This is a genomic window from Virgibacillus carmonensis (genome assembly GCF_057836705.1).
The window spans coordinates 14,896-35,031 of sequence record NZ_JBYQFJ010000021.1 but is presented as its reverse complement, the minus strand read 5'-3'; the positions used below and the strand labels follow the sequence as shown (position 1 = coordinate 35,031).

The following is a 20,136-nucleotide window of genomic DNA, read 5'->3' as shown; positions in this document are numbered from 1 at the left end:
ATTTCTATAGTTTTTAACTATAAATAAGGTGTGATTCTAATGGAAATACGTCATTTACGTTACTTTATAACCGTTGTAGAACAGGAGACATATACTAACGCCGCTTCAATGTTACACATATCCCAACCCTCACTAAGTACAACCATTAAAAAACTAGAAATTGAATTAGGTCTAACCCTAATGGATAGGAGTACCCGCGATTCAAGTTTAACTAAAGAAGGGAAAATACTATATCAAGAAGCTAAAAAATTGGTAAACCATTTCGATCATGTGTCCGAAGAAATGACACGACTAAAACAACAGGGACCGTTAGAATTATCCTTCGGTTTAATAGAATCCTCTAAATCTTGGGTTCCAAAGATAATAAAAGAGTTTAAAAAGGAATATAATGATGTCCACATAAAAATATTTGATATTTTAAGCTTAGACGAGGTAGTAAAATCCTTAAGTAATTTTGATGTACATCTAGCCATTACAAATCAATATATTAACAATGAAGAAATAGAAACTATACCGATTTATGAGGAGAATTTAGTTGCTATACTACCGCCTTTGCATCCTTTAGTTACAAAAAGCTTTAAGATAAGCGACTTAGAGAATGAGGATTTTATAGTATGTAAAGAAGGGTTCCAAACTCGTGAAGATATTTTAAATGCATTTCGTAAGTCAGGTGTAAAACCAAACATTCAGTTTGAAATTGAGAGATTCGAAACCGCCTGCAGTATGGTGGAAGAAGGTTTAGGTATTACTGTGGTGCCTGAAAACTATGTTAAGTATTCAAAGAAATTTCCGTTTCATGTTAAAAAAATTCAGGATTCAAATATATCAAGAACTGTATATCTAGCTATAGATAAAAACAGATATTTACCACCCTTAGTTAATCGGTTTATAGAGTTAATAAAGAATTTCTTTGATGAGAATGATAGCAAAAACAATAACACTTAATTAATATTATAATACATCGACACTACAAATACTTAGTTCCTTATTTTTGCTTAATGCTGTTTTAAATAGCTAGGAATAACATAAGACAAAAAGCTTGTAGAACACTCACATGAGTGTTCTACAAGCCTTTACTTCCAACAAGAAAAGCCAGCCAAACCGACTGCCTTTCACGTTTATTGAACAAAACTAGTATCAACTAACCCCTCTAAATCCGGCTTCTCTTTCAAAAACTCAAGGTCATAAGAAGAATCAGCAAAATCTTGCAGGACATCTCCGTTCACTTCATACGTGAAATCTATACGTTCCCATGCGTTATCAATGACTGTTTTAGAAAGCTTCTGATCCGTAATGTCTTTGATTTTATCAATGGCAATTTTTTTTGCTTCTTCTGGGTTATCCTGAATAAATTCTGTTGCCTTTTTATGTGCGTCTACAATACTTTGAACCGTGTCAGGATTGTTTTTGACTAAGTCTTGTGATGTTACAAATACAGCCGCTGGTAAAGTTTCACCATAGGCAACGTCAGGTGTATCTACGAGTACTTCACCACTACCTTCTGCTTCGATAACGGAAGCCCATGGTTCTGGGACTGTTGCCGCGTCAACGTTTCCTGTGACAAACATGCTTTGATAGGTAGCTGGTTTTCCTGTGACATGTTTCATGGATCCGTCAATACGCTTAGATGTGATGCCGAATTTTTCTTTCATCATCGTTTCGAACTGAACGTCGTGGGTGCACCCAACACGCGGAGAGATAAAAGTCTTGCCTTTTAAGTCTTCTGCCGTTTCGATATTAGCACCTTTTCTAGCCATAATAACAGTACCGCCTGTTGACCCTGCAGCTACGATATTAATTTTTGCTCCGCTTGTAAAGTGGTTCATAGCTGGACCTGGTCCGACGAGTCCGCCTTCAATTTCGCCTGTTTCAATTGCTGTCATAAAGGCTGATCCATCAGGAAAATATTGATAATTCACCTTTGTTCCGTCTGGTAATGTTTCTGCATACAGTTTTTTCTCTTCGGCTACCATCCCCGCAACGTGATTAATGTTCGGAAAGTATCCAATTGTAATTTCTTTTGCCCCATCACTACCAGCAGCTTCCTCGCTACTTCCACATGCAGCTAATACTATGCTAAGTGTAACGAATACCATCATTAATAAAAGTTTCTTCATATACGTTTTTCATCCTCCCTTTTATTTGACCAAACCCCAGCGTTTCATAACGTTTTTCTCTAATTTTGAAAATACAAGCTGATCAACGATTGCACCAATCAATCCGATAATGATGATAATGCCGACGACTTGATCCATACGGGCGTAATCTTGGGCGTATCTTAATGAGTACCCAAGCCCAGGTCCGTTACTGAGTAATTCACCAGCCATTAATGCGCGCCAGCTGAATGCCCAGGCAAGCCTGACACCTGACATGAAATACGGAATACTCGCTGGGACTTCAACTCGGTAAAATAACCCGACTCCTTTCGTTCCCATCGTTCTTGCTGCACGTACGAGTTGAGGTGGGACATTGTGAATAGCCGATCGAACATTTAAAGCCATGACGAATGTTCCACCTAAAACGACAACGAAAACAACTGCAAATTCCGTGAATCCAAAAAGCATAATCGCTAACGGAACCCAGACAATGCTTGGAATACTTTGCAGGGCAATTAAATACATACCCGCTGTTTCATCTGCTTGCTTAGATTTACCAAGAATCACGCCTAAAATCGTTCCAAACAAGATCGCCATCGACAATCCACTAAACAGATGTTTAAAGCTCGCCCCTAATGCCTTGACGAAATCGCCACTTGCAAATCCTTCATATAAAGCTGTAAACACTTGAATCGGCGATGGAAAAATAATAACTGGAAACACGTTTATTGTATAAATAAACTGCCATAATCCAATGATTGCAACTAGAAATAATACACGTTTAACGACTATATTGAATTTCATTTGATAGCTCTTCCTCTAAGACTTTTTTAATTTCACCTTCAAGCAAATTCATCACTTTCTTTTCAAGTTCAATAACCGCTTGTTCCTCTCGTTTTCTAGGTCTAGGTATATCAACTTCAAAGTCAGATATGACACGGCCAGGTCGCGTCCCCATCACAACGACGCGATCCGATAGTTTAATAGCTTCTTGTATGCTGTGTGTAACAAAAAGAATGGTCTTTTGCGTTTCTTGCCAAATCTTAATCAACTCATCTTGCAAAATATGACGTGTTTGTTCATCGAGTGCCCCGAATGGTTCATCCATTAACAAGACTTTTGGGTCCATCGCAAGGGCCCTAGCGATGGCTACACGTTGTTGCATTCCACCTGATAGTTCATATGTGAAACTGTTTTTAAATCTGCTTAAGTGGACCATTTTTAAAAAGTGATCTGCCCTTTTGCTCGCTTCTTTTTTACTCATAATCCCTTTCAACGGAAAAATAACGTTGTCGCGAACATTGAGCCAGGGGAATAAGGAAGGCTGCTGGAAAACCATGCCACGATCAGGCCCAGCCTGCTTAATTTCCTTTTCCTGAAGCAAAATGGATCCTTCTGTGGCGCTTTCAAGCCCAGCCACCATTGATAGTAAAGTTGATTTCCCACACCCAGATGGTCCTAGGATAGATACAAATTGGTTTTCAGAGACCTCTAAGTCAATACCAGAAAAAACGTCAAAAGATGATTGCTTCTCCTGATTGGTAAAGGTTTTTCCAACATGATTTATTTCAAGAAACAATGCACTACCTCCTTATCATGACAATTCCTATAAACAAACTTGGTTATATGATAGTATACTCACCCATTGTTATTTGTGTCAATTGTCTTTCAGTCCCAACCATTACCAAATTATGCCCTACTACTATGGAGATGAAAGGGTATAGCGCATAATAAATTATTTCCATTCGAAAAGGGCCTATTTTATAAAACAGACGCCTTTTTAAAGAGTAATATAGGAAAGTCGAGCTAGACCAACTCTATATCACGCATAAAACTGAATTATCGCGCACTATCCACTCAAATTCGCGCAATAAAGGTTCATAATCACTTCAGTGCGCTTTTTGGCTGATATGTTGCGCGATTCGGTCGTGTTACCGCGCGATTAGCACCTTCGATTGCGCGATTTCCAGCCGAACTTGCCAAACTACCTAAAATGTACACACCCGTTCGATTATTCATCAATCAAGTCCATACTAAGATACCGTTCGCCACTGTCAGGTGCAACACATAGCACGCGTTTCCCTTTTCCCAATCGTTTTGCAACTTCAATTGCGGTATAAATGGATGCTGCTCCAGACAACCCCACAAATAGGCCTTCTTGTTTCGGCAACTTTTTAAACATATCAATCGCAATCGCGTCTTCTATTTGCATAATTTCATCATAAATGGTCGTATTTAATATGCTCGGCACGAAACCTGGACTAGTCCCCACTAGCTTATGGCTACCAGGTTGGCCACCTGATAAAACTGGCGATCCTTTTGGCTCCGCAATTGTAATCACAAGTTCCGGAAGTTTTTCCTTTAACACTTCGCCTGTTCCCGTCACGGTTCCACCTGTTCCTGCCGTGCATACAAATGCATCTAATTTCCCGTCCATTTGTTCATATATTTCAAGAGCTGTTGTTATTCTATGTACGTCCGCATTTGCTTGATTCTCAAATTGCTGTGGAATGAAACTGCCAGGATTTTCTGTTCGTAATTCCAATGCCTTTTTAATAGCTCCAGGCATTTTTTCTTCGCTTGGAACTAATACAACTTCCGCACCATAAGCTTTTAAAATATTTCTTCTTTCCATTGTGCTGTTATCAGGCATGATCATAATTGCCTGGTATCCTTTCGCAGCTGCGGCCATGGCGAGTCCAATCCCCGTATTCCCACTAGTCGGTTCAATAATCAGGCCACCTGGTTTCAATAATCCCGTTTCTTCTGCAACCCTGATCATATTTATCGCTGCGCGGTCCTTGACACTTCTGCTTGGGTTAAACATCTCAAGTTTAACAAAAACTTCTGCGGCATCATCCGGGACAAGCTTGTTCAACTTTACGATTGGTGTATCTCCCATCAACTCTGTTACATTATTTACAACTTTCATTCAAGACACCTTCCCAACTTAATTCCGAGTATTCCTCTCTATATGTTACTAATTAACTTCTGGTCTTTACAAACTATTTGTCTTGCTACTTTATTATGAGTGATATTAAGAAAAGCGCAAGCGCCTTGTAAGACACGACAAGCATAAGCAGAGCGGTGCAGTGTGAGTGCTTTGCTCGCCCGGAAGCGAACTGCTTATGTCTCGAGTGTCTAGGCGCTGGAGCTAGACAGACACGAAAAGCGTAAGCGCCTTGTAAGACACGACAAGCATAAGCAGAGGGGTGCAGTGTGAGTGCCTTGCTCGCGCGGAAGCGAACTGCTTATGTCTCGAGTGTCTAGGCGCTGGAGCTAGACAGACAATCGCCAAATTTTTATATTTTCTTTGATACTTGAAAAAAGCTTGTAGAAAAACCTTTTTTCTACAAGCTTTTTTTCAATGCCCAATTATGCTTTCGACCGATAGCTCAAATTATGTTCTTTTAGTGTTTCGTCTTTTCCAAATAAGAAATGCTTCTCCATATCAGGGGAGTATTTTGAATTAATTGTCTCAACGCCTACCGCTTCTGCCACTGCACGAAGCATTGCTGGTGATGCCCCACAACACAAGCCAATATAATTAATGCCGATATCCTTTGCCTCTTTTGCCCACTCTGCTAATTCATAGCGATTATGGTAAAGAGGGTCCAGTGCTGTCGGGAAGGTTGTTTCTAAAGGTAAATGACAGCTGCATCCTCCATCAGGCAGATTAAAGAATGTCGGGTTTTCTTCACTTGTGCGGTATGGAATAGGCAATCCACCCACATATCCACCAACATTTTTTCGTATGTCCGCGAGATATGGTTGCATCGTGTGAGGACCCCTGAAGCAATTCATGCCAACAACTAGCGCACCTTTTTCAGATAGGACTTTACAAGATTCATCGACAGTGTAGCCGTCTCGTAAAATATTTTCTCCCATTAAACCAAATGTAATGACTGCTGGTAAATCTTGTTTTTGAATTTCCTCTAAAGCGATAAGTGCTTCTTCATGGTAATAAAACGTTTCACCATTTATGAAATCAACTCCTTCTTCCTTACACCACTTCACCATTTCGGCAAATATATTTCTTACTTTGGTCTTAGATTCAGAGTCTTCTGGATCAAAAATATTCGTATTTGATATATTTCCAGCCACCAACGCTTCTTCTTTTGTATTTTCCTTGGCAACCTCTTTTGCGAGACGGATAGCATTTCTATTTAATGGCTCTAGTAACTCTTCTTTCCCAATGATACGCATTTTTTCCCTGTGGGCATTATATGTAAAAGCTAATACAACATCAGAACCAGCATTCATATAATCCCTGTATGCTTGTTTAAGCGCTTCAGGGTTATCCAGCGCCACCTCGGGAACAAAGGAACCAGCTTGTAAATATCCCCTTCGTTCCAATTCGAATAAATACCCTTCCCCACAAATAACAGTACCTTCTCTTAAACGTTCTTCCAAACTACGCTTCATTTCTTTTCCTCCTCGTATACTTTCATTAGCCAAAAATAAAACCCCTTCTTATATAAGAAGAGGTTTAGGCACGTGGCTAGTTACTCTTCTTATCTCCAAGCTTTACACTTCTGGAATTAGCACAGTATTTAAAAAACCTGTTGCTGAGGTTTCAAAGGGCCAGTCCCTCCACCTCTCTGGATAAGAAAATTACATTATTTAATTATTAATTAGGTTACATGTGTTGCTATTGAATGTCAAGTATAGATTTATAATATTTCGAAATAACTCAGTAAATTCTTTTAGACTACGAAATTATAGAGGCCAGCTATACTCCATTGCCTGTCGGTGAGAAAACTAAACTTGAATCTCCTCTATAACCGATTCCAATTCACTAATAGATGCTTCCACTATTCTTTCATACAGGCGCAAAATAGACTCTCCATAGTCGTCTCCCGGGACGGCCCATTTACCATTTAGGGCCTGCCATGTTGGTGCGCTCCCCCGTTGAACTAGATCAAAACGCGGATCAATCAATGGATACTTATCAGGCAATGATTCCGTAGAAGCATAGGCAAACAGGTGTTGAATGTGTGCAAGAGCTCCATCTCTTGGGGTGGCAAAACTAGCACCTTGATTATCAGGTCCCGTAGCACCAATCCCAGCATAATTATTCTGCCCAGATTCAACGACACCTGTAAAACGGAAGTAGTCGGTTTCATGCAAGGCTTGTGCGAAAGCAATATCTCCTTTAATACCATAATACTCCCCGAATTCTAAATAATATCTTCCTAATGCGGGCGCATTTGGATTAATAGCATGCACATAACGATTTAACTGTTCTGGAGATAAAAGAATTGGGCCTGAAATTGGATATCCTGAAATAATAGTTTCTTCCTGATCCCGGTCTTCAACAATAAAAGCATTTTCAATCCCTGCTTCTTTAACTCTTGCTAAACGTTCCTCTGCATTTTTCCTGTTCTCAAAAGCTCCAGCTTGAACACGATACCAAGTTTCACCAGTTATATTGGTTGGGTCGACAAACGCAGGGATCCCCTTGGTATCAAGATAATTAACCCGATTGTCTGCATTTTCCCTTTCCTTAAAAGATCCTGCAATGACATGATAGGTCGTTACCATAGTAGTTTCCTCAAGAATATAAGCGTCGCCTATTCCCGCTTCCTTAACCTCCGTCAATCGCTGTTCCGCATTAGCTCGATTTTCGAAAGCACCAGCCTGTACACGGTACCAAGTATCACCAGATACAGTGATTTCACCAAAGAAAGCAGATATCCCCTTGGAATCAAGGTAAGCCACCCGTTCTTCAGCGTTCGCTTGTTCTTGAAAGGATCCAGCAATCAATTTATACAGTACATCCGATGATACTTTTTCCAGATTAAAGGCACGCTCCAGACCATTTACATGCCCCCGGGCTACTTTTTGTCGATAGGAGGGGTCGGCCAATTTCGTTGCATTGCCTGCATTATCAATAAAACCATTTTCCGTTAATAAGGCTGGCATTATCGATTCTCGCAATACATGAAAGTTAGCCTGTTTTTGCCCCCTATCCGTTAATTCATTAACAGCAGTAATTTCACTGTGCAAGATATCCTGATACTGCGCTGTCAGGGATGAATCAGATAACCCAATATAAATATAATCCTCATATCCTTGCGCAGAACCATTGAAGGCATTGCAATGAATCGACAAAAAATAGTCCGCATTCCATGCATTGGCTTCATTTGTGCGTTCTGCTAAACTTACGGAAGTATCTGTTGTACGGCTCATATTCACCTCAACATCTTTATATTCGTTGTTCAGCAGATCACGGATACGTAAGGCAATATCTAGTACAATATTCTTTTCCTTTAAACCTTGTCCGCTAGCGCCTGGATCAGAACCACCATGACCTGGATCTAAATAAATTTTAACCATTAAATTCCCTTCTCTCTAATTATTTGCCACGGATTTGTAAAAACTACTGAGTACTTGGCAAATTAGTACTCTATTTATTCTATGATTCGAGGAGAAAACCCGCTGGGGCAGCTGTGCTTAAAAACCTGAAAACAGGTGATTGTCCAAGTTTATGTTCTAGTCAGGAGATTCATAGAGTTTAGTTTAGAGGTAGAAAAATAATCAATCAAACCTATTAATTATTAATGCCTGCCACCTGAATATACTCAGGTGGCAGGCATGGTAGAAAAAATATCTATTCTGTCAACAACGGATAATATCCTTCTTCATTATGTGTTTCTCTTCCTACAAGTGGTGGGTTAAACACACACACCATGCGCATTTGCGTTCTTGCCCTGAGTTTATGTTTATCGTTATCATTTAAAAGATACATTGTTCCTGCTTTAAGCTGATAAACATCTCCAGTCTCAACCTTTTCAATTTCCCCTTCACCTTCAATACAATAAACTGCTTCGATATGATTTTTATACCAGAAATAACTTTCTGTACCTGCTTTGATAATTGTATCATTCATACTAAAACCGACATTGTCCTGTTTCAATATAAACCGACGACTTGACCATGTTTCGCCAGACTTTTCATCCTCTGTTCCAATAATATCTTCAAGTGATTTTACGATCATTTCTATTCCCCATTTCTTTATAAGTGCGTGTTCAAAAAGGCGGCAAATTAGAAACAAGAAGTTCAAGGCGCGAAGATTTTGAGGACCGGAACGTATGCTTTTAATACGTGAGGACCGGAAAAACTGCGCAACGAAGAAATTCGCCGTTTATCATTTGGTGACTTTTTGAACATCCTCTTTAAGTTAGTTTGATAAATACATTATTGCGCAAGAACATGTTTAATACTCTCATCGAGTATTTTCAATCCCTTGTTAAGACCATTCTCATCAATAATAAGTGGTGGGAGAAATTTAATAACTTCATCGTTCGGTCCCGACGTTTCCACAATTAAGCCACGCTCGAATGCTTCCGCACAAATTTTACCTGCGAGACCATATGTATCAATTGCTAGTCCCTGCATTAAACCTCGTCCGCGGGCCTTTCCTTTTAGTTCCGGGTACTTTTTTATGATAGCTTCAATAGCGTCATTCAAAATAACAGCCTTTTGCCCGATTGCTTTACTAAAATCGGCTGTTTCCCAGTTTGTTAACGCTTCTGTTGCAGCAATAAACGCTAGGTTATTTCCGCGAAATGTTCCATTATGCTCTCCAGGCCCCCACTTGTCATACTCAGGTTTAATTAACGTGATTGCCATTGGTAATCCGATGCCACCGATTGATTTCGAAAGACAGACAATATCCGGGTTAATTCCAGCGGGTTCAAAACTAAAAAAAGTACCAGTTCTTCCACAGCCAGCTTGAACATCGTCAACGATCAATAGAATATCCCAGCGTTTACACATACTGTCTATTTTTTTCAACCATTCGAATCTAGCGGCATTCATACCGCCTTCCCCTTGAACTGTTTCTAAAATAATAGCAGCCGGTAACGCTACACCGCTTCCGTTATCCTCCAGAAACTTTTCCAAATAGGCAATCTCATCCTGACCTTCCACATAGTCATCAAATGGCATTGATACAGTATGATGAAGGGGAATCCCTGCTCCATGTCGTTTAAATGAATTTGCTGTTACAGAGAGGGAACCGATTGTCATTCCATGAAATGCATTCGTAAAACTAATTACCGTATCACGCCCTGTTACTTTTCTAGCTATTTTCAGTGCACTTTCAACTGTATTCGTGCCAGTTGGTCCAGGAAACATTACCTTATAATCGAGTTCCCGAGGTGTAAGAATTACCTCTTTAAAACGCTCAAGAAATTCTTTTCTTGGAGTTGTTCCCATATCCAGGCTATGAATAAGTCCATCATTACGAATATAATCGATCATTTTTTCCTGCATCACGTCATTATTATGACCGTAATTTAGTGCACCTGCCCCTGCAAAAAAGTCAATATATTCTTTTTCGTCTATGTCCCACAGCTTATACCCTTTGGCCTTTTTAAAAATGGTTGGCCAGCCTCGGCTGTAACTTCTCACTGCTGATTCCATTTCCTCAAACGTTTTCATCTTTGCGTTACTTAATACTGCAGTTGTCATCAAATCGCCCCTTTTTTCAATTTGTTTTCTTCTTGAATAGGTCCAATCTTATACAATAATTCATCTTCATGTCCTGTTTGCGGAAAGTCAGTTGCTGAAAAATAATCCTCTGTTACACAATTCGTATCGAGCTTTTCCGCAAAACCATGAAACAAGTTTTGTGATGGCGTATTTGATGGTGAGACAGTCGCTTCCACATAGTGAATGTTTTCACAAGACTCACGTTGCAATAGTTGAAACAACATCTTCGTTCCAAACCCTCTGCCCCGTTCCGATTCATGAACAGCTACTTGCCAGATAAACAATGTATGCGGTGTACCTGGGTGAATAAAGCCGGAAATAAACCCAACCGTTTCCCCTTCATCTATAGCCACAATCGATGTTTCCGAGAAAATTTCACACCACATAAGGTAGCTATAGGAGGAATTAAGGTCAAGAACACCTGTATGTTTAATAAGTTCCCAAACAGCTGCCCCGTCTTCTTTTTTAGGCCTACGAAAATGAAATTCAGTTTTTATATCTTTTGTATTTGTCATTTCACTAGTTCCACTTTTAATGCTCTCACCTCCTGATCAATTTTAACGCACTATAATAGCATAGATTGAATTTACTGATTTCGTCAAAACCAAATAAACGTTGTATAGCCCGTTTAAGCATGATTCTATACGATTAGCGATACGTAATCGGCTTAGCCTACAATCTACTACCAAATAGTACATAATAAACAGAATTTCAAGTATAAGTACACTGTCACCTGAAACTATTTTGAATAGTACCAGGTGACAGGTATGCGCGTTTTCAAGAACCCTTATAACCCTTCCTGAATATCTCTTGTACAGTGTGAACTGTTACATAGGCATTCGGATCAATTTCCTGAACGATTTTCTTTAACTGGACAATTTCCTGTTTATTGATAACAAGATAGAGAACTTCTTTATTCGCCTTTGTATACCCACCTCGCCCTTCTAAAACGGTTATACCACGTGCCATTTTATTGGTAACTTGATCAAGGACTTCTCCTGGATCTCTGGAGATGATCATAACGGCTGTCTTTTCATTTGCTCCTTCGACGATGATATCAATTATCTTAGCACCAACATAAACGGAAATTAATGTGTACATCGCCTTTTCCTGTCCAATAATAAAGACGGATCCTGCGATTACGATAATATCAACAACCAGCACACCTTTCCCAATGCCCCAGCCTAATCGTTGATTCGCTACCTGTGCTATTATGGCTGATCCACCAGAAGTTCCGCCCGCGCGGAAAATTAATCCTAGGCCGAAACCAATTGTGACGCCTGCAAATAAGGCAGCTAATAATGTATCACCATTTAAATATTCACCTACTTCTACCGTAAGATGCAAAAAGATGGAGGATGCCACAATGGAAATAATGGTGTACACAATCACTTGCTTATTAAACAGCTTATAACCTATCGCTACTAAAATTGCATTAAGCACAAAGTTAACAATACCAGGCGACCATTCAAATAAATAATAGGTAACAATCGTAATACCAATTATTCCACCCTCAGATAAGCGATTAGGGATAGCAAAGTAATTGATACCAAACGCGAATATAAAGGAACCAATAATAATTAAAAGGATTTCTTTTATTTCTTTTGCTGATATTTTGTTCACGTACGATCCCTCCTTTTCTATCATTCTACACTATTTGTGTTTCCAGCTTGACCGATATTTTAAATTAACCCTTTTAACGTTTTCGCTGTTTTATTCCACAAATTCCAGTTTTTAAAGTTCCATATAGTTTGATTTTAGAGTATTAGAGCAGATTTAGACCGATGAGCTGAAAATACCTCTAAATGACAACGCTTACCATCACTATTTCGCTTATATACACCCGACTTGCGTAAAAACCCTTGAAGTATATATAGGAAGTGTTATTCTAACTACGGCAAACAAAACCGTTCGTTAAGCATTATTAATTAAAAATAGTACATTATTATATGCAAAAATAAAATTGTATTTTCAATAACTAGGGTCTACCCTACTTGGAATGAAAATTAGAAGGAGTGTTGACTTGACACCAGAAATTGACGCAAGACGTATCGTAATTAAAATTGGGAGTAGTTCCCTAACAAGCATAAATGGAGAAGTGAGCCGTAGAAAACTCGAAAAACTAGTTGATGAAGTTGTTCGATTAAAAGAAAACGGCCATGAAATCCTGCTTGTTTCCTCAGGGGCTGTGGCAGCTGGATACCGCAAGCTCGGCTATCTCAATCGTCCAGATTCACTACCTGAAAAGCAAGCATCCGCTTCCATTGGCCAGGGCCTACTTATTGAAACCTACTCTGACATCTTCATGTCACATGGATATGTGGCTTCACAAATACTAATCACCCGTGATGATTTTTCTGATGAGAATCGTTACAACAACGCACGAAATACCATTAATGTATTACTTGAAAGAGGCATCGTTCCAATCGTAAATGAAAACGACACGATTTCGATGGATTTTTTGAAATTCGGGGATAACGATACACTTTCCGCAAAAGTTGCTGGGCTTGTTGATGCTGATCAACTAATCATTCTATCTGATATTGATGGTTTGTATGATGCGGATCCACGTAAAGACGAAAATGCCAAGCTTCTTCAAAAAGTTCATGAGATTACACCATCAATTGAAGCTGCTGCTGGTGATCCTGGTAGCGCAAATGGTACAGGCGGAATGAAATCAAAGATAGATGCTATTAAAATTGCAATGGCCTCAGGGATACCTTCCTTTTTAGGAAATGCAACAACTAAAAATATCGTGTTTGATGCTGTCCATAATGATGCAAAAGGCTCCTACTTTGAACCAAAGAAAAACATCCAAAATTTAAATCAAAAAAAACAATGGATCGCATTCAATTCAGGACCTAAAGGCAAAGTAACGGTGAATCATACAATAAGAGAAGCAATCATAAACGAAAGAATTAGTTTAAATCCAACAGACCTTCGTACGGTAACTGGACGCTTTGAAAAAGGAGCAGTTGTGACAATTATCGATGTCGAAGGCGAAGTAATTGGCTTAGGCGTGGTAAACTACTCTTCAGAGGCATTGAATAATTTAATTAACCAAAAGGAAATTGAAATGAAAGACTATGAAAAAGTTGCGATTGAAAGTAAACACCTTGTCTGCCATTTAGATGCGGAAGTACCGGTAGATAGTTTAGTAACAAATTAATTGGAGGGATTAGATGACAGTAACGACTAAAAAAGTAAATGTAGAAGAACAGGCAAAACTTGCTAAGAAAGCTGCTAAAACGTTATCTTTATTGACGACTGAAGAAAAAAATGAAGCACTTCTTACATTGGCTGACACAATAGACAATGAGTATGAAACGATACTAACAGCCAATAAAGAGGACTTAAAAAACGGTCGTGAACAAGGACATGATGACGCGTTTATCGACAGGTTGACACTTACCAAAGAACGGATTGAGGAATTTGCTCAAGGTCTACGTGAAGTGGCTGAACTAGACGACCCAACTGGCATTATCAATTCAGACTGGAACCTTGATAACGGATTAAACGTACAACAGATAACTGTACCGCTTGGTGTTATCGGAATGATTTATGAAGCTCGTCCGAATGTAACAGTCGACGCGACAGGTCTGGCACTAAAATCTGGCAATGCCATTGTCTTAAAAGGTGGTTCCTCTGCGATCAATTCCAATAAGACCATTGTAGAAGTCATGCATCGCGGTTTAGAACAAACAAAAGTGCCAAAAGAAGCTGTTCAGTTTATTGCGAGCACCGATCGCGAAGCAACACAACAATTATTTACTATGAAGGAACATATTGATGTGCTGATTCCTCGTGGAGGCGGCTCGTTAATCAAAGCAGTTGTTAATAACGCAACAGTTCCCGTATTAGAAACAGGTGTTGGAAATTGCCATCTTTATATTGATGCGGAGGCAGATGTCAAGAAAGCATTAGCTATACTAGTTAACGCCAAAACTGACCGCCCAGCTGTCTGTAATGCGTTAGAGACTGCAATTATCCATAAAGACTGGCTTGAAGCAAATAAGGATGCACTGATTGAAACACTTCAGGAAAATGACATCCAAGTCCATGGTGACAGTACCATCATGAAGCTTATCCCAGGTGCAGTTCCTGCTAGTGAAGCCGACTGGGCAAATGAATATTTAAGCAAAGACATCGCTATTAAAACAGTCACTAACGTTACAGAAGCAACACAGCACATTGAAACTTATGGTACAAAACACTCAGAAGCAATTATCACCGAGAATAAAGAAATCGCTGAGAAATTTATGAAACTCGTAGATGCAGCAGCGTTATACCATAATGCTTCAACTCGTTTCACCGATGGAGGTGCCCTAGGTTTTGGTGCCGAGATTGGAATCTCAACTCAAAAATTACATGCACGAGGGCCAATGGGATTACCAGCCCTAACAACGATCAAATATTTGATGCATGGGAACGGTCAAATTAGATAATAGTGCACGAATAAAACTTGGGGACTTTGATCTCCAGGTTTTTTTCGTGTCTTAAAAATATTTAATTCAATAAGGAACATAACTCTTCTTGCCCCGTAAGGTTCACCTGATTTATTCACCCATTTTTTCTATCACCATAGAAGCTAATTGACTCATAAAACACAATTGCGTCCGTCTAAAAAGTAAAAATTGTCGAGAAATTGAATATAACTTCAAAATTTCTCGACAATACTATCTGTGTGCAGGAAACCAAAGCTAATCCCGTAACTAATCGATCAGGCGATTGCGAATAATAGAGTTGAAATAAGTAGATAGAACGCCTTCATCTGGTTGGTACGTCTTACATGCATGCAACGTTGCATACATACTATCCTGGTAGAATTCCTGGTTCTGATCGGTATTCCGCAATTTGTAAGTATGGTAATAAAATCTTCTTTTATTCTGCTCAAAAATTTCTTCAAACGTAACATAAATGACCTTTTCCATTTTCCCCTTGTCCCCTAGCATTTTATAATGGCTTCTCTTCAGTACCTGCAGCTTCACTATAAGATAGATAAAGTTCCCATATATCATCGTAAACTCCTGGTTGTTTGGTTTATTAGAAAACCCTCGCCATCAAAGTAACGCCCATGTGTTATGCCGTTAAAATATTGAAAACAACATGATCCTTTTCCATAAAATAAGCTTTACATAAGGACACCTGATGAATCTCCCCATGTCATTATTAACCCCTTTTTTATGTAGTAAACAAGTACTAGTTTCATTTTATTTTATTTTCTGTTTTTTGTCATCATTTAATTACATAATTTGGCATTTTTTTATCATTTGTTTATCGAAAATGGAATTTACTACTATTTAACTACATGGCATTTTGGAATTTTGAATAAAAAAAGGCTGTTAGCCAGTGGTTCAACTAAAGCAGCCAAAAACTAACAGCTTGTTATAATTAACATCTATTACATCTATTTAAATAATCCCCTGAATCCGCAATACAATTTCTGCAATAATCGCGGATCCTAAAAATGTTCCAAGTATAACGCACATTCCAACGACAATTGTTTTCCAGCCTAATCTAGCAAAGTCAAACCAAGAACGACCAATTGAAACACCCGCATAGGCTAAAATTGGTGTTGCGATGGCTAGTAGATTTACCTTAGCTGTCCAAGCAACGACTTGCTCTGAACCTGGGAAGCCAGGAATAGTAATGATTAATCCTAAAATCCCGATGTAAGCAATGCTTGGAATTTGGAAAGGTAAAAGTCTGTGAATAATTAAACCAGCTAAACTTATAAGAACTAAAACAATGATACCAGGTAGAGCAACAAGCGGTAGGACTTCATATCCGATCCAATTTCCAATTAACATGATCGCTCCAATTACAGTAAAAACCATTACCCATTCTTGAATGCTTTTTAACATAATTTATGCTCCCTTTGTTTTCTGTATTTGATTATTGTTTTTCCCATTTTTCTTTTTTGTCATCACTTCATAAAGTTTTACTGTTAATGGCAATCCAATAAATATGCTCATATATAACCCTGTCACAGAGGAGATAAGATTACTGACACCCGAAAAAGCAGTTAGTGTTTCTTTCATCTCCGGGAAAGCGGCAACAAGTGGTCCTAATGCTGCAGCAGCCATACTACCGCTTCCTATACCAGTTGCCATCGCAAAGGAAAGGGGGTGAAGTGGTGTAACGGTTGCCAGGTAGCCTGAAATCAGCCCTATAAAAATAGATCCAAAAACAGTACCGAATATATACATGGCCATGACTCCACGGCCTTCAGCTGAAGACAAACCATATTTGTCGGTAATTAATGCTAAATTTGCTTCTCTGGCAATCGAGTGAGTCATACCAATACTTTCACGTTTTATTCCAAGGAATATCGCTAAGGGAAGTGCCAGAAAAATCGTACCGAGATTTCCTAATTCTTGAAGCAATAAAGCTGGACCCGCTTCAATGATTTGCGGCATTGCTGGACCTGCCTGTACGCCAAATTTAGCAATAAGTAGTGCCACTGATAAAAAAACAAGTGTTTCTGCATTTTTAGATTGTTTTTCCTTCACGACTGGCGTGAAATAAAGTGCTAGTCCAATAATAACTGCATAAAGCATTGGCAGTAATAAAATCACACCAGGACCGATAGAGATCTCATGGATTCCAATTAGTTCAGTTACGATTACAATAGCTAACACAATTGCATGCAAACGCCAATCTTTCCATAAATTAAGAGCTTGTCCAGCCATTTCTTTCTACCTCCTGTTGGTTTATCTATAAGAGTGTGTGTTCAAAAAGTCGCCTAATTAGAAATAAGAAGGGCGAGTCATGAGTGTTTTGAGGACCGGACTTGCGCGCGATATGTTGACTTCTGCGTCGTCCACAGAACATGCACGATTTTAGTAGAAGTTCCTCTTTCAACGAAGCGGTTCGCCATTTATCATTTGGTGACTTTTTGAACATCCTCCATAAGAACTGAAATTCATTTTACAACGATTCATTTACCAATGTCTTATTTTCACTTTTCATATAGTCTAATGCTGCTGATCCCAGAACTTTTGCAGCAATTAACAGTGCACGCTCGTCAATATCAAATTTCGGATGGTGATGGGCAAACGCATTATCCCAATCAGGGTTTTTAGCCCCTGTAAAAAAGAAAGTTCCCTTCACATTTTGTAAGTAGTAAGAAAAGTCCTCTCCTCCCATAACTGGTTCGGTTTCCTTAACCACCTCGACTCCAGGCACATGTGGAGCCACTCTAGCAACCAATTCCGTTTCAGCCTTGTGATTCACAGTTGTTGGATAGCCCCTTGCATACTTATATTCATAGCTTGCGCCAGATACATGACAGGTTCCTTCTATAACTCTTTCAATTTCTTTTTCGATAAACGTGCGAATATCTTCTTTAAATGTACGCACAGTTCCTGTTAATTCAGCTGTATCAGCGATAACATTATAAGGATTCTTGGCTTCAAAGTTACAAATAGATAAAACAGCGGATTCCAGAGGATCTACCCTTCGGCTGACAATTTGCTGTAAATTGTTTATCAGCTGAGCGCCTATCAAAATACTATCCTTTGTATCGTGAGGCATGGCACCATGGCCACCCTTACCTTGAATTGTAATATCAAAACGGTCTGGAGCTGCTTGAAGCGGACCTGTCCGATATCCAATTTCACCAAGTGGCATTTGGGCTTGCAAATGGGTACCGAAAATAACATCCACACCATCTAAACAGCCATCTTCAATCATTGCACTTGCCCCACCTGGCGGTAACTCCTCAGCATGCTGATGCAGGAAAACGACAGTTCCTTCTATTTCGGATTTCATGCCGTTTAAAACCTTAGCAAGTCCTAGTAAAGTTGCCGTATGTCCGTCATGACCACAAGCATGCATAACACCGTCATTTTCCGATTTAAAAGGGACATCCGTTTGCTCATGAATTGGAAGTGCATCAAAATCAGCACGCAATGCGACGGTAGGGCCAGGCTTACCTCCCTCTAAATAAGCCAAAACACCATTTCCACCCACATTTGTACGAACTTGGTGCCCTAATTTCTCATGATAATCTGCGATGTACTTCGCTGTATTCACTTCTTCAAAAGATAGCTCAGGATGCTGGTGGAGATAACGTCTGATCTCAATAATTTCCTCATGAACATTATCTAATCCTTTAAATAATTGATCCATACTAGTTCAACTCCTTTAATTTTAAGAAAGGTTATCATAAATAGTAAGAAATGTCTATATATTATAAATTCATTTCAACTAACCATCTTCCTTCAACACAAAATACAAGAGTGTACAATGCTCAAATCTGCTCGTACATAATCCAGTAAGATTATCAATTTTTTTCAGGCGGTATATTAACGTATTTCGGTGGATAAACAAAGATTTTGCCGCTTGACTAATGTTCATATTGTGATTGCAATAGGTCATAAAGTCATGTTTAAGTTCTATAAAAGCCTCATTCGTCATCAGCAATTTTAAACGTTGTACTAATATCTTCTGCATTTTTGGATCTATTTGATGTGGGAGGATATCAATCAATATATTCCAGTCATAATAAGAATAGATTTTAGGAGTAATCGATAACCTATTTCCATATCTTACTAACCAATCCGCTTGCTCGTAGGATTGATTTAGATTATCAATAGATGAAAACACATTTCCAGAAGCAATACTTACATCGTTGACTTTATATACACAGAACATTTCCAGCAATTTTTCACATCGACCCTTGAACTCCTCCATAAAGTGTAAAAAATCATCTTCACTTTTGATTGATTTTAGAAATACGATTCTCTCTGTGCTTAAAAAAGCACATATATTTTGATGACCCTCATCAAATGTTCGAACAACACAATCTAGTAAAGTCTTCTTCAATCGATCACGCGGAATAGTTCCTCCATTAACTTGTACATTTTTTAATAAGTAGTCACCAGTATCAACTATAATGCATATTCGTTTAAGGTTTGGTTGTAACTCAAGCAATTTACAATAGTGATTAATCTGATTACGGTTTACAGATTTGTTTAGCAATATGTGTTGCACAAAGGATTCTAACGTCATTGTCTCTAAATTTTCAATTTGTACATGTAGTGTTTCCTGCCACATCATCTCCACGTATTTCTTTACCAAATGAGCATAGGATTCAACCTCATTTGGATCGCCAATGATACCTAGTACACCAACAGTCCTGTTATCAAAATTTAGTGGAACAGCAACCCCAGGTAATACATTGTCCATACTGGATGCTTTTTCTTCCGTAAATAAGATAACCTTGTTCGCCTTGATAACCTCAACTGATGGAGTATGTATGGTTCCGATTCAAGATAGACTTGTATCTCCAATGATATAACCCTGTTCGTCGCTTACACTAATTGGAAAAGACAAAACATCCGAAACCGCTTTCACTGTCTTTTGTGCAAATTGTACGAATCCATCCATCACGCTATCCTCCCGCATTCTTTACTGTTTTATATATTATCACAATTTTTATAATTATGAAAATCAATTATATTTTTGTACAAAGTAACCATAGACTTTACTAGAGAATGTACGTTATAACTAAATCACTTAATTAATGAGGTGTTAT

At 38.8% G+C, this 20,136-nt stretch carries 18 protein-coding genes, 2 pseudogenes and 1 riboswitch; of the genes and pseudogenes, 3 read left to right on the top strand and 17 right to left on the bottom strand.

Features of this window, described 5'->3' with window-relative positions:
- Positions 1-39 precede the first annotated feature (39 nt).
- Positions 40-945 (top strand): LysR family transcriptional regulator, encoded by a 906-nt coding sequence (locus AC3G7N_RS15125; protein ID WP_489422996.1) that lies wholly within the window; start codon positions 40-42, stop codon positions 943-945.
- Between the two features lie 173 nt (positions 946-1,118).
- On the opposite strand, the gene AC3G7N_RS15120 is transcribed toward AC3G7N_RS15125, so the two are convergent.
- The 12 genes and pseudogenes from AC3G7N_RS15120 to AC3G7N_RS15065 form a co-directional block, all read right to left on the bottom strand.
- Positions 1,119-2,117, bottom strand: a complete 999-nt coding sequence (locus AC3G7N_RS15120) for an aliphatic sulfonate ABC transporter substrate-binding protein (RefSeq protein ID WP_489422995.1) — start codon at positions 2,115-2,117, stop codon at positions 1,119-1,121.
- 21 nt (positions 2,118-2,138) lie between these two features.
- Positions 2,139-2,900, bottom strand: coding sequence for an ABC transporter permease (locus AC3G7N_RS15115; RefSeq protein WP_489422994.1), 762 nt, complete (start codon positions 2,898-2,900; stop codon positions 2,139-2,141).
- Positions 2,878-3,675 carry an ABC transporter ATP-binding protein gene (locus AC3G7N_RS15110; protein ID WP_489422993.1) on the bottom strand — a complete coding sequence of 266 codons (798 nt, stop codon included), beginning with the start codon at positions 3,673-3,675 and terminating at the stop codon, positions 2,878-2,880. Before AC3G7N_RS15110 ends, AC3G7N_RS15115 begins: the two co-directional genes overlap by 23 nt.
- Positions 3,676-3,980: 305 nt before the next feature.
- Entirely contained in the window at positions 3,981-4,115 is a 135-nt protein-coding gene (locus AC3G7N_RS15105; protein WP_489422992.1) for a hypothetical protein, read from the bottom strand.
- A complete protein-coding gene (cysK, locus tag AC3G7N_RS15100; protein WP_489422991.1) occupies positions 4,108-5,028 on the bottom strand; it encodes a cysteine synthase A in 921 nt (306 codons plus the stop codon). The genes AC3G7N_RS15105 and cysK overlap by 8 nt, the downstream gene beginning before the upstream one ends.
- A gap of 443 nt (positions 5,029-5,471) precedes the next feature.
- Entirely contained in the window at positions 5,472-6,521 is a 1,050-nt protein-coding gene (locus tag AC3G7N_RS15095; RefSeq protein WP_489422990.1) for a homocysteine S-methyltransferase family protein, read from the bottom strand.
- An 86-nt stretch (positions 6,522-6,607) separates the two neighbouring features.
- Positions 6,608-6,708: riboswitch (SAM riboswitch) on the bottom strand.
- A 149-nt stretch (positions 6,709-6,857) separates the two neighbouring features.
- Positions 6,858-7,622 (bottom strand): annotated as a pseudogene (locus tag AC3G7N_RS15090) (SPOR domain-containing protein); the annotation flags it as partial.
- 24 nt (positions 7,623-7,646) lie between these two features.
- Positions 7,647-8,435: pseudogene (locus tag AC3G7N_RS15085) on the bottom strand (N-acetylmuramoyl-L-alanine amidase); the annotation flags it as partial.
- 274 nt (positions 8,436-8,709) lie between these two features.
- On the bottom strand, positions 8,710-9,096 hold the full coding sequence (locus AC3G7N_RS15080; RefSeq protein ID WP_089531282.1) for an ectoine synthase: 387 nt from the start codon (positions 9,094-9,096) through the stop codon (positions 8,710-8,712).
- 200 nt (positions 9,097-9,296) lie between these two features.
- Positions 9,297-10,574 carry a diaminobutyrate--2-oxoglutarate transaminase gene (ectB, locus tag AC3G7N_RS15075; RefSeq protein ID WP_489422989.1) on the bottom strand — a complete coding sequence of 426 codons (1,278 nt, stop codon included), beginning with the start codon at positions 10,572-10,574 and terminating at the stop codon, positions 9,297-9,299.
- Positions 10,574-11,110, bottom strand: a complete 537-nt coding sequence (gene ectA / locus AC3G7N_RS15070) for a diaminobutyrate acetyltransferase (RefSeq protein ID WP_489422988.1) — start codon at positions 11,108-11,110, stop codon at positions 10,574-10,576. The genes ectB and ectA overlap by 1 nt, the downstream gene beginning before the upstream one ends.
- Before the next feature lie 262 nt (positions 11,111-11,372).
- Positions 11,373-12,209 carry a YitT family protein gene (locus tag AC3G7N_RS15065; RefSeq protein ID WP_489423020.1) on the bottom strand — a complete coding sequence of 279 codons (837 nt, stop codon included), beginning with the start codon at positions 12,207-12,209 and terminating at the stop codon, positions 11,373-11,375.
- A 409-nt stretch (positions 12,210-12,618) separates the two neighbouring features.
- Here AC3G7N_RS15065 and proB point away from each other — a divergent pair, with 409 nt between their 5' ends.
- Both proB and AC3G7N_RS15055 read left to right on the top strand, forming a co-directional pair.
- Positions 12,619-13,764 (top strand): glutamate 5-kinase, encoded by a 1,146-nt coding sequence (proB, locus tag AC3G7N_RS15060; protein WP_489422987.1) that lies wholly within the window; start codon positions 12,619-12,621, stop codon positions 13,762-13,764.
- A 13-nt stretch (positions 13,765-13,777) separates the two neighbouring features.
- Positions 13,778-15,040 carry a glutamate-5-semialdehyde dehydrogenase gene (locus AC3G7N_RS15055; protein ID WP_489422986.1) on the top strand — a complete coding sequence of 421 codons (1,263 nt, stop codon included), beginning with the start codon at positions 13,778-13,780 and terminating at the stop codon, positions 15,038-15,040.
- Between the two features lie 267 nt (positions 15,041-15,307).
- Here AC3G7N_RS15055 and AC3G7N_RS15050 read toward each other — a convergent pair whose 3' ends face one another.
- The 5 genes from AC3G7N_RS15050 to AC3G7N_RS15030 all read right to left on the bottom strand — a co-directional run bounded on the left by AC3G7N_RS15050 (position 15,308) and on the right by AC3G7N_RS15030 (position 19,859).
- Complete coding sequence (locus AC3G7N_RS15050; protein ID WP_489422985.1) at positions 15,308-15,526, bottom strand: sigma factor; 219 nt, start codon at positions 15,524-15,526, stop codon at positions 15,308-15,310.
- A 480-nt stretch (positions 15,527-16,006) separates the two neighbouring features.
- Positions 16,007-16,459 carry a hypothetical protein gene (locus tag AC3G7N_RS15045; RefSeq protein WP_489422984.1) on the bottom strand — a complete coding sequence of 151 codons (453 nt, stop codon included), beginning with the start codon at positions 16,457-16,459 and terminating at the stop codon, positions 16,007-16,009.
- A 3-nt stretch (positions 16,460-16,462) separates the two neighbouring features.
- On the bottom strand, positions 16,463-17,287 hold the full coding sequence (locus AC3G7N_RS15040) for a DUF3100 domain-containing protein (RefSeq protein ID WP_489422983.1): 825 nt from the start codon (positions 17,285-17,287) through the stop codon (positions 16,463-16,465).
- Positions 17,288-17,525: 238 nt separating this feature from the next.
- Positions 17,526-18,728: a M20 family metallopeptidase gene (locus AC3G7N_RS15035; protein WP_489422982.1), complete on the bottom strand. Its 1,203-nt coding sequence runs from the start codon at positions 18,726-18,728 to the stop codon at positions 17,526-17,528.
- Between the two features lie 78 nt (positions 18,729-18,806).
- Complete coding sequence (locus AC3G7N_RS15030) at positions 18,807-19,859, bottom strand: PucR family transcriptional regulator (protein ID WP_489423019.1); 1,053 nt, start codon at positions 19,857-19,859, stop codon at positions 18,807-18,809.
- Between the last annotated feature and the right edge of the window lie 277 nt (positions 19,860-20,136).